Genomic DNA, 14,959 nt, shown 5'->3' with positions numbered 1-14,959 from the left:
GTCGCTTCACGGGTGTTTGATATGGAACAGTGCACATTCGCGTAGAGCCTACGCAAACGTCCCCCACGTTCCGCGACGACTTCCTTCCCAGACCTGGCGCCCATTCGGGCGTGGCTGGCGTCTGCCTGACTGATTCAGAGAAGTTCACCATGGCCCTCGACCTCGTCGCCGATTCCCTGCACGATCCCGTTGCAGAGACTGTCCTGCCCGCCCTCGACCTGGTGCCGATCGGCACCCGCCGTGGCCCATCACAGCCGATCGAACTGCCGGAGCTGGTGCAGCGGGTACTGTTCGTTGCCACCGAAATGGCGGACTTCATCAAGGCCGGCGGCCTGGGTGATGTGGCAGCCGCGCTGCCGCGCGCGGTGCGTAGCGGCTGTGATGCACGCGTGCTGTTGCCGGGCTATCCCGAAGTGCTGCAGCGCCTGCCGCATCTGCGTGAGGTAGGTCGCGTCGCCGGGCGTGCCGGGCTGCCGGCCTGCACCGTGGCCATGGCGCTCCAGGCCGATGGCCTTCCTATCTATGTGCTGCTGTCGCCGGCGCTGTACGAGCGCGAGGGTTCGCCCTACGTGGATGCGCAGGGCCGCGAATGGCAGGACAACGCGGTGCGTTTTGCCACCTTGTCCCATGCCGCTGCGGAACTGGCCGCCGGTCGTGCCGGGCTGGACTGGACGCCCCAGCTGCTGCACCTGAATGACTGGCCGGTGGCGATGGCCGCCGCTTATGTGCGCTGGGATCGCACTGCGGTGCCGACCCTGTTGACCATCCACAACCTGGCTTACCAGGGTCTGTTCCCGTTTGCTCTGGCGTCGACCCTCGGCGTACCTGTGGAGCATCTGGACGAACTGCATTTCCACGGCCACATGTCCTTCCTGCAGGGCGGCATTGCCAATGCCACCCGCCTGAACACGGTCAGCCTGCGCTATGCGCAGCAGATCACCGCTGCCGAGAATGGCTGTGGCCTGCACGAACTGCTGGCGCAACGCGCTGCCGGTGGCCACCTCAGTGGCATCGTCAACGGCATCGACGCCAGCTGGGATCCGCGCCGTGACATTCACCTGAAGGCACGTTTCAGCATCGGCCAGTGCGCGGGTCGCGCAGAGAATGCGCAGGCCGTGCGCCAGGCCTTTGGGCTGCAGCCCTCGTCGGGCCCGCTGTTCGCCGTTGTCTCGCGGCTGGTCCATCAGAAGGGCCTGGACATCACCTGTGATGTTGCACCGCAGATCGTGGCGGCCGGTGGCCAGCTGGTGGTGATCGGCGGTGGCGAGCCGCAGGTAGAGGCCCAGGTGCAGGCACTGGCCCAGCGCTACCCCGGGCGGGTCGGGGCCTTCATCGGCTTCGAGGAGGGCCTGGCGCGGCAGATGTTCGCCGGCGCTGATTTCCTGCTGATGCCCTCGCGCTTTGAACCCTGCGGCCTCAGCCAGATGTACGCGCAGCGCTTTGGCTGCCTGCCGGTCGCGCATGCGACAGGCGGCCTGGTTGATACGGTCGAGGACGGCGTGACCGGCTTCCTGTTCCATGGCGCCAACGCCGATGGGTTGCGCCGCTGCGTGGAGCGGGCGATGCGCACGTTCCGGCTGCCGGCACTGATGCATGCGATGCGACGTGCGGCGATGCTGCGTCCGGGCGGTTGGGAAACGGCCGGCAAGGCCTACCTGGCGCTGTACCAGCAGACCTGCCAGGTGGCTGCATGAACGACGAAGGACGGGGTGCGGTGGCGTTCGACTACGAGGCTGTGACGCAGGTTGATGCGGTCGTGCCGATGGCGGCCGAATTGCAGGCGCTGGTGCAGGGTCGCCCGGCCGATGCTTTCGCGTGGTGGGGCCCGCATGCCGATGGCAACGGTGGCCGTGTGATCCGCGCGCTGGTGCCGAACGCACACCGGGTGGAGGTGATCGAGGGCAGCGGCCGCTGCTGGGACCTTCGTGGTACTGATCTGCCGGGGCTGTTCGAGGGGCGCGCCGGTGCCGACGCGATCCCGCTGCTTCAGCTGCACTTCCCCGATGGCGTCGAGCAGGTGCACGACGTGTATGCGTTTGGTCCGCTGCTGGATGAGGCGCTGCTGCAGCGTATTCATCAGGGCGACGCCGAAGCGGTGCGCGCACTGGGCGCTACCGAATTGACCGTCGAAGGCATCGAAGGTGTGCGGTTTGCGGTCTGGGCACCGAATGCGCAACGCGTGGCGGTAGTGGGTGACTTCAATGGCTGGGACGGTCGCCGCCACCCGATGCGGCTGCGCCATGCCGCCGGCGTGTGGGAGCTGTTCATCCCCGGTGTCCAGCCGGGCGCGTGCTACAAGTTCCGCCTGATTGGAGCAGACGGCCAGACCCTGCCCGACAAACTCGACCCGATGGCACGCTGGGCCGAGCGCTCGCCGGCCACTGCCTCACGCGTGGTGTCTGCTGACCCGTTGCAGTGGAACGACCAGGCCTGGCTGCAGCGCCGCCGTCAGCAGGGCATCAACGCGCCGTTGTCCATCTACGAAGTGCACGCGGGATCCTGGCAGCGCGGCGACGACGGTAGCGTGCTGGACTGGGACGCACTGGCGTATCGGCTGATCCCCCATGTCACCGGGCTGGGCTTCACCCACATCGAGCTGCTGCCGATCAGTGAGCATCCCTTTGGTGGCTCCTGGGGTTACCAGCCGCTGGGCATCTACGCACCGACGGCGCGCTACGGCACTCCGGAAGCCTTTGCTCGGTTCGTGGACCGCTGTCACCAGGCCGGCCTGGGCGTGATCGTCGATTGGGTCAGCGCGCATTTCCCCGATGATGCCCACGGCCTGGCGCGCTTCGATGGCACCGCCCTGTACGAGCACGCCGATCCCCGTGAGGGCAAGCATGCCGACTGGGACACGCTGATCTACAACTACGGCCGCAATGAAGTGTCGGCCTATCTGATCGGCAGTGCGCTGGAGTGGATCGAGCATTTCCACATCGACGGGCTGCGCGTGGATGCAGTGGCGTCGATGCTGTACCGCGATTACAGCCGGCCCGAGGGGCAGTGGGTGCCCAATGCACAGGGCGGCCGCGAGAACCTGGAGGCGGTTGCCTTCCTGCAGCGCATGAACCAGACCCTGCACGAGCGCTTCCCGGACGTGTTGGTGATCGCCGAGGAGAGTACGGCGTGGCCGGGGGTGACCAATGCGGTGGCCGAGGGCGGGCTGGGATTCACCCACAAATGGAACATGGGCTGGATGCACGACACGCTGCACTACCTGCAGCGCGACCCGGTGCATCGCCAGCATCACCACAGCGAGATCAGCTTCGGCCTGGTGTATGCCTTCTCAGAGCGTTTCGTGTTGCCGCTGTCGCATGACGAGGTGGTTCACGGCAAAGGCTCGCTGCTCACCAAGATGGCGGGCGACCGCGTCCAGCAGTTCGCCCAGCTGCGGGCGTACTACGCTTTAATGTGGGCGCACCCGGGCAGCAAACTGCTGTTCATGGGGGGCGAGTTCGGCCAGGCGGGCGAGTGGGCGCACCAGCGCGGGCTGGAATGGGAGCAGGCCGCGACCGCCGAAGGCGGCGGATTGATGCGTCTGGTCGGTGATCTGAACGCACAGCTGCTGCGCCAGCCCGCACTGCATCGCGATGAGCGCGACGAACGCGGCTTTGCCTGGAGTGTGGCCGACGACAGCGGCAACAGCGTGTACGCCTTCATCCGTCAGGACCCGACCGGCGAAGCACCTGCGATGCTGGTGGTCAGCAATTTCACGCCCGTGCGCCGTGAGGGCTACCGCGTTGGCGTACCCGAGTCCGGCCTGTGGTCGGAGCGGTTGAACACTGACAGCCACCATTATGCAGGCGGCAACGCAGGCAACCTGGGGGCGGTAGCCACCGACGCGCGGCCGATGCATGGGCACGCGCAATCACTGCGGCTGACCCTGCCGCCGATGTCGACGCTGTACCTGCAGGTTGTCGCATGACCGGTGCCGGTCGTCTGGGTGCGTGGCCAACGGGCGCGGGGATGGTGGAGTTCCGGCTGTGGGCGCCTGACATCAGCCAGGTGGAGCTGGTGCTTGGCGGGGCCGCGTTACCGATGCTTCGGCAGGCCGATGGCCTGCATTGGATCCGGACGACGGCGGCGCAGGGCGATCATTACCGCTTCCGCCTGCCGGATGGCAGCGAGGTGCCGGATCCCGCTTCGCGCTGGCAGCCCGAGGGCGTTGAAGGCCCCAGCGCCGTTCTGGCAGAGGATACCCATGCCTGGCAGACCCGGGACTGGGACGGCGTGGCCTGGCCGGACATGGTGATCTACGAGGTGCACGTCGAGGCCGCCGGCGGGTTTGCAGCGCTGGCGGCGCAGCTGCCGATGCTGGCGGCGACGGGCATCACCGCCATCGAGCTGATGCCGGTGGCGCAGTTTCCCGGTACCCGCAACTGGGGCTATGACGGTGTATTTCCCTACGCCCCGGCACAAGCGTATGGCGGACCCGAAGCACTGAAGCGTTTTGTCGATGCGGCGCATGCCGCCGGCCTGGCAGTGCTGCTGGATGTGGTCTACAACCACTTCGGGCCGCAGGGCAACCATCTGGCGCAGTATGCCAAGGGCTTCTTCCACAGCGGCCGCAGCACCCCATGGGGTGAGGCTATCGATTTCGAACAGCCGCATGTGCAGCGCTTCTTCATCGACAACGCGCTCATGTGGCTGCAGGAGTATCGGCTTGACGGGCTGCGCCTGGATGCGGTGCACGCGATCGATGATGACCGCTTCCTGCAGCAGCTCAGCGATGCGATCCGCACCGAGGTGCCGCACGCGCACCTGGTGCTGGAGAACGAACGCAACCAGGCGCGGTGGCTGCGCGGTGCCTACCAGGCGCAGTGGAATGACGACTTCCACAATGCGCTGCATGTGCTGCTGACCGGGGAGCACGAGGGCTATTACGCTGTCTACGCCGGGCGCGCCGAAGCACTGCTGGCGAGCTGCCTGGCCGAGGGCTTTGCCTGGCAGGGCGAGCCCGACCTGCGTGGCGAGGCGCGCGGCGAGCCCAGTGGCGACCTGCCGCCGTCCCGCTTCGTGGTGTTCGCGCAGAACCATGACCAGGTAGGCAATCGTGCCTTCGGCGAACGGCTCAGCCAGTTGCTTGACCCGCCGGCCTTGCGCATGGCCACCGCGCTGACCGTGCTCACGCCCATGGTGCCGCTGCTGTTCATGGGCGAGCCGTGGCAAGCCACCTCGCCGTTCCTGTTCTTCACCGATTACCAGCCGCCGCTGGACGGAGCAGTGCGCGAAGGGCGTCGGCGTGAGTTCGCCGGCTTCAGCGCATATGCCGACGCTGCGTCACGTGCGCTGATTCCCGACCCGAATGATCCCGCGACGCTGCAGGCATCGTATGTGCCGCCACCGGGCGCCGGATTCGCGGCACAGCAGTCGTTGGCGTGGCTTCGCGATCTGCTCGACCTGCGTCGACGCTGCCTGCAGCCGGGCCTCGAGCAGGCGCGCTCGTTGGGCGCAACGGTGCTGGGCACGGGCGCCGTACAGGCGGGGTGGCAGCTGCCGGCCGGGCAGTGGTGGATCGCCATCAACGCAGGGCCTGCTGAAGTGCCGCATTCGCTGCCTGACGGAGAATCGCTGCTGGAACTGCCCACCGGCCCGTTGCTGCAGGCGGGCGGTGGTCTGCAGCTGCGCTGGCTGCCGGCATGAGCGGCGATACAGCGCTCCACGCAGCCGCGCGTTCTGCAGGGCTGACGCCGCAGTGGGAGGATGTTGCCGGGCGGCACTGCGAGGTGGCGCCGGAGGTGCTGCGCGCCGTGCTGCAGGTGCTGCAGCCGCAAGCGGAAACGGGCGCGCCACTGCACACCGCGATCTGCGGGGAGGCGGTGGTCCTGCCGTGCGCTGCAGGCGCGGCGTGCTGGGTCGATGAGACCGGCCAGCAACGCGACGCGCGCCAGGATGCGGCTGGGCGATGGCCGGTGCCGCTGCAGCCCGGCTATTGGCATTGGCAGCAGGGGCCGCGTCGTATCGAGGTCGCCGTCGCACCGCAGAAGGCATGGTGGCCCGCGTATCTTGACCGTGTCTGGGGCCTGGCGGCGCAGGTCTACAGCCTGCGCAGCGCAGGCGATGCCGGCATCGGCGACAGCGCCGGCTGTGCACCCTGGCTGCAGCGGCTGGGCCAGCACGGTGGGCAGGCGCTTGCGCTCAGCCCGATGCACGCCGGCTTACCGCCGGGTGCCGGCTACAGTCCATATTCGCCCAGTGACCGCCGTTGGTTGGACCCGCTGCAGGCCTCGCTGCTGCAGGCGGTACCCGATGCTGCCCGCGCCGTGCTGGCGGACGATCCTGCGCTGGCCGGGGCGGTGAACGCTGCCACTGCCGCGCGTCGCATCGAGTGGCCCGGTGCGGCTGACCTCAAGTGGCGCTGGCTGCGCGCGACGCGGCTGAAGCTGCAGCAGGCGCAGCCCGAGCTGTGGAGCGAAGTCCGCCAATGGCAGGACCAAGCAGGCGCGGCGCTGCAGGACTACTGCGTGCTGGCGGCCGACGCGCGGAGCGGTGAGGCGCAGGACCATGCATTCGCACAGTGGATGGCCCAGCGCTGCTGGACGCAGCTGCACTCGCAGGCGCGCAGCAACGGCGCGGCCATTGGCCTGATTGCCGATCTGGCGGTGGGCTGCGCACCCGACGGTGCCGAAGCGCGTTCGCATGCCCACGCCATGCTGGCTGGCCTCGAGCTGGGTGCGCCACCTGATGCCTTCAATACCCAGGGCCAGGCGTGGGGCATCACCGGCTTCTCGCCGCTCGCCCTTCGCAGGCAGGGCTATGCGCCTTTCATCAACCTGCTGCGGGCGGTCATGGCCGGTCGCGGTGGCGTGCGCATCGACCATATCCTTGGCCTGTACCGGCTGTGGGTGCTGCCGCAGGGCGCCTCCGCCCGCGACGGTGTCTATCTGCAGTTCCCGCTGCAGGATCTGTTGAACCTGCTGGTGCTGGAATCCTGGCGGCACCAGTGCCTGGTGATCGGTGAGGACCTGGGTGTGGTTCCGGCAGGTATCCGCCAGCAGCTGGCCGCGCGCGGCGTGCTGGGTGTGGATGTTCTGCCGTTCACCCGTGATGCGGCGGGCTTCCTGCCTGCCCAACGTTGGCGCCGCGAGGCGGTCGCCATGCCCTCCACCCACGATCTGCCACCGCTGGGCGGTTGGCTGCGCGGACGTGACCTGCGCTGGCGGGCACGCCTGGGCGAAATCCAGGACCTGCCTTCAGCACTGGCGCAGCGGCGCCTGGATGTCGCGGCAATGGCCGACCTTGTTCAGGGAGACTGCGTGGAAGACGATGCACTGGGCCTGCTGGCCAGGACCCCCTCGCGGCTGGCGCTGCTTCCATTGGAAGACGCGCTGGGACTGCGTACGCAGGTCAACCTGCCGGGTACCGTCGGTGGCCACCCGAACTGGCGGCGGCGCTTGCCGCTGCACTGGAATGAGGCCGCCCTGCAGTCGCGGTTGCGGCACATCAGCGCGGGCCGCGACGGGGGCCACGCATGACCGCACTTCGCGCGACCGCACGCCTGCAGCTGCATGCCGGCTTCGATTTCGACGCCGCCGCGGCACAGGCGGACTACTTCGCCACGCTGGGCGTCAGCCACCTGTATCTGTCACCCATCGCCGCCGCGATGCCAGGCTCCACGCACGGCTACGATGGCATAGATCCCACCCGGATCAACCCGGAACTGGGCGGCGAGGACGGTTTCCTGGGGCTTGCGCGTCGCGCCCGCGAGTGTGGGCTGGGTCTGCTGCTGGATATCGTGCCCAACCATCTGGCCGCCGCGCCGGAGAATCCGTGGTGGTCTGACGTACTGATGCACGGGCGCCGCAGCCGCCATGCGCAATGGTTCGACATCGACTGGGAGGCGGCCGGCGCGGGCCAGCGGCTCTGGCTGCCCGTGCTTGACCGACCGCTGCAGGAGGCCATCAAGGCTGGCGTTCTGCGGGTAGAGGAGTTCAGGGACCAGCCCTGTCTGGTCCATCACGATCTGCGCCTGCCGTTGTCGCCGCGCAGCTATCCGTTGCAGCCAGGCGCCCGCCAGGGCTGGATCGAGCGCTGCAACCGCTCTGCGGAGCGCATGCACATGCTGCTGCACCGCCAGCACTATCACCTGGCGTGGTGGCGCACCGGCGGCGACCAGGTCAACTACCGGCGCTTCTTCGACATCACCTCGCTGGCCGCGTTGCGGGTCGAGCGCGAGGACGTGTTCGATGCCGTGCACGCGCTGCCGCTGCGGTTGGTGCGCGAGGGCTGGGTGGATGGCCTGAGGATCGACCACATCGACGGTCTGGCCGATCCGGGCGGGTACCTGCAGCGGCTGCGCGCACATCTCGATGCCGCCGCTGAAGCTGGCGGTCGTCGTGGTGCGGACATCACCTTGCACGTGGAGAAGATTCTTGCCGAGCGTGAGGCATTGCCCGCCGGCTGGTCGTGCGATGGCACCACGGGCTACGATTTCATGGATCAGGCCGGTGGGTGGCTGCATGCACCAGATGCGGCGCAGGCCTTGAGCGAGCAGTGGCAGGCACGCTCGGGCGACACGCGCAGTCTGGAGCAGGTGCAGCAGGCCGCCCGCGATGCACTGCTGGATGGATCGCTGCACGCAGACCTGCAGCGCCTGCTGGCCTGTGTACGGCAGGCAATCGGTGAGGCGGCTGGCCATGGAGATCTAAGCGATGCAACGCTGCGCCGGTCACTCTGCGCGCTGCTTCGTCACTACCCGGTCTATCGCCCCTATGCACTGCAGACGCCAGCCGAGCGGAGTTTCCTGGCCAAGGCCGAAGCTGCTGCCGTGCTGGGACTGGATGCTTCGGGACGCGCGGCCCTGAGCCTGCTGGTCAACGCGCTGCAGGCGCCCGAGGGCCACGAACTGCGCGTGCGGTTTGGCCAGCTCTCGGCACCGCTCAATGCCAAGGCGGTGGAGGACACGGCGTTCTATCGCTACTACCGTGCGCTGTCGCGCAACGAGGTTGGAAGCGATCCGCAGCGCATCGGCCTTGAGGGCGAAGCGTTGATCGAGGTCGCCCAGGGCCGTGCGCGCCAGCATCCGCAGGCGATGCTGGCCTTGGCCACGCACGACCATAAGCGCGGCCCGGATGCGCGCGCGCGCCTGGCGCTGATCAGCAGCGACGTCGGGGCATGGCAGTCGGCGCTGGCCGATTGGGAGCAGCAATGCGCGGTGGCAGGGATGCCGATGCCATTGCCCGGCGCCGAAAGCTATGCACTGTGGCAGGCGCTGGTCGGCGCCTGGCCGATGCACGGTGCGCCCGCCGCGGACTTCCCGCAGCGCATGGACCAATGGCTGCGCAAGGCGCTGCGGGAAGGCAAGCGGATCAGCAGCTGGCTCGATCCCGCTCTCGCCGTTGAAGACACCGCGCAGCGGTGGCTGCAGGCCTTGATGCATGCCAGCGAACTGCAGGGGGTGCGCGAGGCACTGGGTGATTTCGTGGGGACGCTGGCGGCCGCCGGTGCCAGCAACGGGCTTGCACAGCTGTGCCTGCAGCTGTGCCTGCCGGGTGTTCCCGATATCTACCAGGGCACCGAGTTCTGGGATCTCAGTCTGGTGGATCCGGATAACCGGCGCCCCGTGGATTTCGCACAGCGCGCACAGGCATTGGCTGATGATCGATCGTGGTCGGAGTTGCTGCAGGACTGGCACGAAGGCGCGCCTAAGATGCGCCTGCTTTCGCAGCTGTTGCAGCTGCGGCGCAAGCATCCGGCGTTGTTCCTGCGCGGCACACTGCAGGGCCTGTCCGATTCCGCTTCGGCAGATCTGGCCTTCGTGCGTGAGCACGCAGGACAGGTGCTGCTGGTGGCGGTGCGCAGGGCGAGCGCTGGGCGATGCCCCGGTCCTGCCCTTGCGTGGACAGAGGATGCGGAGCAGCGCGTGTCTGCGCTGCCGCAACGAACGATGCAGAACGTGCTGGACGGTCGCACGGAGATTTTCAACGGTTCCGCCTCGGATGCGCTGCTGTTTGCCGGCAGCCCCGTTGCGGTGTGGATCAGCCAGGAGAGTGGGGCAGATGGACAGCAGTGAGCGACGCCGCCGCATCGAGATGCTGGCGCACCAGATCTGGGAGGCCGAGGGCCGTCCGGATGATCAGGAGCAGCGTCATTGGCACATGGCCGAGCGGCTGGTGGAAGCAGAGATAGCAGCCCTTCATGCGGGGAAGGACGAGAACGATGGCAACCCGTAAGTGGACGCAGAGCTCGCGCGTCCGCGAGGGCAGGCCGTTCCCGCTGGGCGCGACCTGGGACGGGCTGGGAGTGAATTTCGCGCTGTATTCGCGCCATGCCACCAAAGTAGAGCTGTGCCTGTTCGATGCACGCAACCGCGAGATCGAGCGCATCGTGCTGCCGGAGTATACCAACGAGGTGTGGCACGGCTACCTGCCGGACGTGCGCCCGGGGCAGCGCTATGGCTACCGCGTGCACGGCCCCTATGCGCCTCAGGAAGGACACCGCTTCAATCCGAACAAGCTGCTGCTGGACCCGTATGCCAAGCAGATCGTGGGCGAGATCAAATGGGCGCCACATCTGTTCGGCTATACGCTGGGCCACCGTGATGCCGATCTGAGCTTCGACCGCCGCGACAGCGCGCCGTACATGCCGCGCTGCGCAGTGATAGACCCGGCGTTCAGCTGGGGCAGCGAGCGCGCGCCCGCAACGCCCTGGGACCGCTCGGTCATCTACGAAGCACACGTGCGTGGGCTGACGATGCAGCATCCGGGCGTTCCCCAGGCCGAGCGCGGCACGTTCTCAGCGCTGCGGCACGATGCGGTGGTGGACCATCTGGTGCATCTGGGGGTGACGGCCATCGAACTGCTGCCGGTGCATGCCTACGTGGATGACCAGCAGCTGCTGGAGCGCGGCCTGCGCAATTACTGGGGCTACAACACCATCGGCTTCTTCGCACCGCAGCCGCGCTACCTGTCGCTGGAGACGGTGGCCGAGTTCAAGCAGATGATCGCCCGCCTGCACAGCGCGGGCATCGAAGTGATCCTGGACGTGGTCTACAACCACACCGCCGAAGGCAATGAACTGGGGCCGACGCTCTCGTTCAAGGGCATCGACAACGCCAGCTACTACCGGCTGGCTGATGACCGCCGCTTCTATATCAACGATACCGGCACCGGCAACACTTTCGACCTGACCAACGCCGGCGCCCTGCGGATGGTGATGGATTCGCTGCGCTACTGGGTGACCGAGATGCGCGTCGATGGCTTCCGCTTCGACCTGGCCACCATCCTCGGTCGCGAGCGTCATGGCTTTGATCCGTCGGGCAGCTTCCTCGATGCGGTGCGCCAGGACCCGGTGCTGAGCCAGGTCAAGCTGATCGCAGAGCCGTGGGACATCGGCCCCGGCGGCTACCAGCTGGGTCAGTTCCCGCCGGGATGGGCCGAGTGGAATGACCGGTTCCGCGACACGACCCGTGCGCTGTGGCGTGGTGATGCGGGCCAGTTGCCGGAGTTCGCGGCCCGCTTCACCGGGTCTGCGGACCTGTTCGACCATCATGGCCGCCGGCCCTCGGCCAGCATCAACCTGGTCACGGCGCACGACGGCTACACCCTGCATGACCTGGTGAGCTACAACGACCGCCACAACGAGGCCAATGGCGAGGACAACCGCGATGGCCATTCGCACAATCTGTCGTGCAACCACGGCGTGGAAGGCGATACCGACGATGCGGGCATCCTCGCCCTGCGTTCGCGGCAGATGCGCAACCTGCTCGGCACGCTGCTGCTCGCGCAGGGTACGCCCATGCTGCTGGCCGGCGATGAGTTCGGCCATTCGCAGCAGGGCAACAACAACGCCTACTGCCAGGATAATCCGTTGAGCTGGATCGACTGGGAGCGCGCGGCGCAGCCGGGTCCGCAGGCGCAGGCGGCCTTCGTGCGGCGCGCGTTGGCATTGCGCCGGCGCTATGGGCTGCTGCGGCGCAATCGCTTCCTGACCGGTGACTTCGATGCGTCGCTTGGAATGCGCGACATCGAATGGCGGCGCCCCGATGGGGAGCCGATGGGCGAGGGCGACTGGCACAACCCCGACCAGCGGGCGCTGTTGATCGTGCTGGACGGCCGCAGCCCGGACAGCGGACTGCGCGAGCCCGGGCGCCATGTCAGCCTGGCCCTGCTGCTGAACCCGAGCGACCAGGAGCAGCGGTTCCGGCCTTCCGACGAGACGCTGTCGTTCCGTCGCGTGGTCCTGCAGACCGACGACGCGCCACTGGAGATGGACGAGGAGGGGCAATGGGCCTTGCCCGCCCGCAGCCTGTGCCTGCTGGCATCCAGCAGCGCAGGGTGATGGCGGGGCGCCGGGGATGCCCCGGCGCTGACGGGCCGGGGTCATGAGGTAGCGCCGGGCCATGCCCGGCGAACCGCTCACCCCAGCACGTAGCGCAGCACTCCCGCCGACACGACGCCGATCAGCACCGTCGGCAGCATCGACAACCACGTGGCGGCCAGCAGGGTAATCGCCAGCGCCGCCAGGTCGGCCGGGTTGTCCGCCACGAAGTCGGGTGCGATCACCGAGATCAGTACGCAGCCCGGCGCCGCCTCCATCACCGTCACCGCGCTCTTGCTCAGGGTGCGGTTGCGCAGGGCGAGGAAGCCGACGATGCGGGTGAGATAGGTGACTGCGGCCATCAGCACGATGGTCAGCAGCGCGGTCCAGTGGATCAGTCCGCCGAGGATCATGCTGCGTCCTCCGCCAGCAGCCACGCTGCTGCCAGACCGGCCAGCGCGCCGCTGGCCACGTACCAGGCGCCGGGCACCAGCAGGTAGGTGCCCGCCGCCACCACCAGGCTGACCAGCCAGGGTCGGGCGGGCTTCATGCCCTGCCACATGCCCCGCAGCAGGACCAGCAACACGGCCGGGAAGGCCATGTCGAACCCATAGGCATGGACGTCACCCAGCAGTGGCCCGACCAGTGCGCCAATGGTCGTGAACACCACCCAGACGGTGTAGAGCCCGGCCGAGACACCCAGGTAATAGGCCAGGCTGAAGCCGGGCGCCCGCCGGCGTGCATCGGCCACGCCCATTGCCCAGCTCTCATCGCACATGAAGAACAGCGCGGGCAGCACGCGGCGCCGCGGCAGGTGCTGCAGAAGCGGAGCCAGGCTGGCGCCCATCAGCAGGTGGCGGCTGTTGACCACCGCGGTGATCGCCACGATCAGGGCGATATGCGGCGGCGAGGTCCACAGCTCGACGGCGGCGAATTCCGAGCCACCGGCGAAATTGAGACCGGTCATCAGCGGTACTTCCAGTGCGCTCAGGCCCTTCTGTGCGGCCTGCGCACCCAGCACCAAGGCGAACGGCAGGAAGCCGACCATCACCGGGATGGCGGCGCGCAGGCCGCGCAGGAATTCGGCACGCGGCGCGGTGTCGCAGGCGGGGTCGGGCAGGGGCAGGGTGGTGCGGGCGTCCATGGAGCGATCGCGTGTGTGGGGACGACCATGCTAGCGGCGAAGCCGCAGAATCGGGTTGCGTTGATGCCGCAATGATCCGATTATTTGAAATCCTGTGCGCCCTTGTGCCAACCCGGTGAAATGCCGTGCAGAACGAGCTTGACGCCCTCGACCGCCGCATCCTCGACGCCCTGCAGCGCGATGGCCGGCTGCAGAACCTGGAGCTCGCCCGCCAGGTGGGCCTGTCACCGTCCGCGTGCCTGCGCCGGGTGCGCCTGCTGGAGGGGGGCGGCTACATTGATCGCTACGTGGCGCTGCTGAACCCGGCCAAGGTGGGCCGGGGGTTCACCGTGTTCGTGCGGGTCTGGCTGCGCGGGCAGGACGAGGACACCACCAACCACTTCATCAACAGCATCAAGTCCTTCCCGGAAGTGCTCGAGTGCCACCTGATGGCAGGCGACTGCGATTTCCTGCTGCGGGTGGCGGTGGCCGATCTCGATGCCTACCGCCAGTTCCAGATCCGGCACCTGAACCGGATCGCCGGCGTGCAGAACACCAAGACCGAGATCCCGATGCAGCGGATCAAGCAGACCACCGAATTGCCGCTCTGAAACCGGGCCTCAGCCGGCCTGGCCGCGCTCGCTGGTGATGCGGGCGCCTTCGCGCATCACCAGGGTCACCGGGGTCTTTTCCACCACCTCCAGCAGCCGCGACCACTGCGCATCGCTCAGCTCTGCGCTGGCATGCAGCACCCGGTGCACGTGCAGGCGGCCATCCTCGTCGCGCTCGGAGCGCAGCTCGGCATGGAAATCGCCCAGTTCCCAGCCCTTGCGCTGGGCATACATGCGCAGGGTGATGGCGGTGCACGACGCCAGCGACGCCAGGTACAGATCGAACGGGGCAAAGCCGCGGCCCTGTCCGCCCAGCGTGGCCGGTTCATCGGCGTCGACGCTGAAGGTGCCGTTGCTGACGTGGTGCAGGTAGTTGTCGGCGGTGGAGATGATGCGGGCGTAGGCCATGGTGGGACAGGGGGGAGTGAAGACCGGGAAATGGTACCGCCGGCGGCCCGGCGCGGGTGCGTGCGCGCGGTCGTCACGCGCTCTTGTAGGCCGATTGGCCACCCTTTGCCTGCAACAGTCGGAAGTGCCGCCTGGACAGGAGCGTTGTACGTGTTGGAAGCCGTTGATAATCCGGGCCTGGAAGGCGTGCGTGTACTGGTGGCGGAAGATGAGTTCGCCATCGCCATGTTCCTGGTCGACTACCTGGAACTGAAAGGCGTGCAGGTCGTCGGACCCGCGGGCGACCTCGCCGCGCTGGGCAGGCTGGTGGATGAACAGCCCATCGATGTGGCCCTGCTGGACATCAACCTGGGCGGCCAACAGGTCTACCCGCTGGCGGACCGCCTGGTCGAAGCCGGCATTCCCTTCCTGCTGACCTCCGGCTATGACGACAACGTGCCCAGCCGTTTCGCCGACGTGCCGCGCTGTGCCAAGCCCTATCACATCCAGGCGCTGGCCCAGCAGCTGGAGACGCTGGTGCAGGCCACGCGTGCGGCCGCAGGTGGCCAGTGAAGGCTGC

General features: G+C 67.9%; 12 protein-coding genes. 9 read left to right on the top strand and 3 right to left on the bottom strand.

All coding sequences use genetic code 11. The features are described 5' to 3' along the window. The first annotated feature begins 149 nt into the window (after positions 1-149). From glgA to glgX, 7 genes are read left to right on the top strand one after another with little or no spacing between them, the layout of a single operon-like run. Complete coding sequence (glgA, locus tag ACVOK1_RS01545; protein ID WP_481560863.1) at positions 150-1,694, top strand: glycogen synthase GlgA; 1,545 nt, start codon at positions 150-152, stop codon at positions 1,692-1,694. Then, positions 1,691-3,925 carry a 1,4-alpha-glucan branching enzyme gene (locus ACVOK1_RS01540; RefSeq protein WP_481560862.1) on the top strand — a complete coding sequence of 745 codons (2,235 nt, stop codon included), beginning with the start codon at positions 1,691-1,693 and terminating at the stop codon, positions 3,923-3,925. Before glgA ends, ACVOK1_RS01540 begins: the two co-directional genes overlap by 4 nt. Further along, complete coding sequence (gene treZ, locus ACVOK1_RS01535; protein WP_481560861.1) at positions 3,922-5,643, top strand: malto-oligosyltrehalose trehalohydrolase; 1,722 nt, start codon at positions 3,922-3,924, stop codon at positions 5,641-5,643. The genes ACVOK1_RS01540 and treZ overlap by 4 nt, the downstream gene beginning before the upstream one ends. After that, positions 5,640-7,475: a 4-alpha-glucanotransferase gene (locus tag ACVOK1_RS01530; RefSeq protein ID WP_481560860.1), complete on the top strand. Its 1,836-nt coding sequence runs from the start codon at positions 5,640-5,642 to the stop codon at positions 7,473-7,475. Before treZ ends, ACVOK1_RS01530 begins: the two co-directional genes overlap by 4 nt. Further along, entirely contained in the window at positions 7,472-10,012 is a 2,541-nt protein-coding gene (gene treY, locus ACVOK1_RS01525; protein ID WP_481560859.1) for a malto-oligosyltrehalose synthase, read from the top strand. The genes ACVOK1_RS01530 and treY overlap by 4 nt, the downstream gene beginning before the upstream one ends. Further along, a complete protein-coding gene (locus ACVOK1_RS01520) occupies positions 9,999-10,172 on the top strand; it encodes a DUF2934 domain-containing protein (protein WP_108769021.1) in 174 nt (57 codons plus the stop codon). The genes treY and ACVOK1_RS01520 overlap by 14 nt, the downstream gene beginning before the upstream one ends. After that, positions 10,138-12,279: a glycogen debranching protein GlgX gene (glgX, locus tag ACVOK1_RS01515; protein ID WP_481560858.1), complete on the top strand. Its 2,142-nt coding sequence runs from the start codon at positions 10,138-10,140 to the stop codon at positions 12,277-12,279. The genes ACVOK1_RS01520 and glgX overlap by 35 nt, the downstream gene beginning before the upstream one ends. 77 nt (positions 12,280-12,356) lie before the next feature. Here the strand turns inward: glgX and ACVOK1_RS01510 are convergent, their stop codons facing one another. Both ACVOK1_RS01510 and ACVOK1_RS01505 read right to left on the bottom strand, forming a co-directional pair. Next, on the bottom strand, positions 12,357-12,671 hold the full coding sequence (locus tag ACVOK1_RS01510) for an AzlD family protein (protein ID WP_481560857.1): 315 nt from the start codon (positions 12,669-12,671) through the stop codon (positions 12,357-12,359). Then, positions 12,668-13,402 carry an AzlC family ABC transporter permease gene (locus ACVOK1_RS01505; RefSeq protein WP_481560856.1) on the bottom strand — a complete coding sequence of 245 codons (735 nt, stop codon included), beginning with the start codon at positions 13,400-13,402 and terminating at the stop codon, positions 12,668-12,670. Before ACVOK1_RS01505 ends, ACVOK1_RS01510 begins: the two co-directional genes overlap by 4 nt. A gap of 125 nt (positions 13,403-13,527) precedes the next feature. On the opposite strand from ACVOK1_RS01505, the gene ACVOK1_RS01500 reads away from it, so the two are divergent. Further along, positions 13,528-13,992 carry an Lrp/AsnC family transcriptional regulator gene (locus tag ACVOK1_RS01500; RefSeq protein ID WP_481560855.1) on the top strand — a complete coding sequence of 155 codons (465 nt, stop codon included), beginning with the start codon at positions 13,528-13,530 and terminating at the stop codon, positions 13,990-13,992. Positions 13,993-14,001: 9 nt separating this feature from the next. On the opposite strand, the gene ACVOK1_RS01495 is transcribed toward ACVOK1_RS01500, so the two are convergent. Beyond that, positions 14,002-14,400: an OsmC family protein gene (locus ACVOK1_RS01495; RefSeq protein WP_481560854.1), complete on the bottom strand. Its 399-nt coding sequence runs from the start codon at positions 14,398-14,400 to the stop codon at positions 14,002-14,004. 150 nt (positions 14,401-14,550) lie between these two features. Between ACVOK1_RS01495 and ACVOK1_RS01490 the strand changes: the two genes are divergently transcribed. Next, positions 14,551-14,952, top strand: a complete 402-nt coding sequence (locus tag ACVOK1_RS01490; RefSeq protein WP_108770692.1) for a response regulator — start codon at positions 14,551-14,553, stop codon at positions 14,950-14,952. The last annotated feature ends 7 nt before the right edge of the window (positions 14,953-14,959 follow it).

The organism is Stenotrophomonas sp. STEN087 (assembly GCF_056759115.1).
Note: the sequence above shows the minus strand (reverse complement) of the source record. Positions and strands in the feature narration are given on the sequence as shown.

What these genes read in the sequence shown, in the direction of transcription:
- glgA (WP_481560863.1), top strand. Translation starts at nt 150, where the DNA reads ATGGCCCTCGACCTCGTCGCCGATTCCCTGCACGATCCCGTTGCAGAG.
- ACVOK1_RS01540 (WP_481560862.1), top strand. Translation starts at nt 1,691, where the DNA reads ATGAACGACGAAGGACGGGGTGCGGTGGCGTTCGACTACGAGGCTGTG.
- treZ (WP_481560861.1), top strand. Translation starts at nt 3,922, where the DNA reads ATGACCGGTGCCGGTCGTCTGGGTGCGTGGCCAACGGGCGCGGGGATG.
- ACVOK1_RS01530 (WP_481560860.1), top strand. Translation starts at nt 5,640, where the DNA reads ATGAGCGGCGATACAGCGCTCCACGCAGCCGCGCGTTCTGCAGGGCTG.
- treY (WP_481560859.1), top strand. Translation starts at nt 7,472, where the DNA reads ATGACCGCACTTCGCGCGACCGCACGCCTGCAGCTGCATGCCGGCTTC.
- ACVOK1_RS01520 (WP_108769021.1), top strand. Translation starts at nt 9,999, where the DNA reads ATGGACAGCAGTGAGCGACGCCGCCGCATCGAGATGCTGGCGCACCAG.
- glgX (WP_481560858.1), top strand. Translation starts at nt 10,138, where the DNA reads ATGCGGGGAAGGACGAGAACGATGGCAACCCGTAAGTGGACGCAGAGC.
- ACVOK1_RS01510 (WP_481560857.1), bottom strand. Translation starts at nt 12,671, where the DNA reads ATGATCCTCGGCGGACTGATCCACTGGACCGCGCTGCTGACCATCGTG.
- ACVOK1_RS01505 (WP_481560856.1), bottom strand. Translation starts at nt 13,402, where the DNA reads ATGGACGCCCGCACCACCCTGCCCCTGCCCGACCCCGCCTGCGACACC.
- ACVOK1_RS01495 (WP_481560854.1), bottom strand. Translation starts at nt 14,400, where the DNA reads ATGGCCTACGCCCGCATCATCTCCACCGCCGACAACTACCTGCACCAC.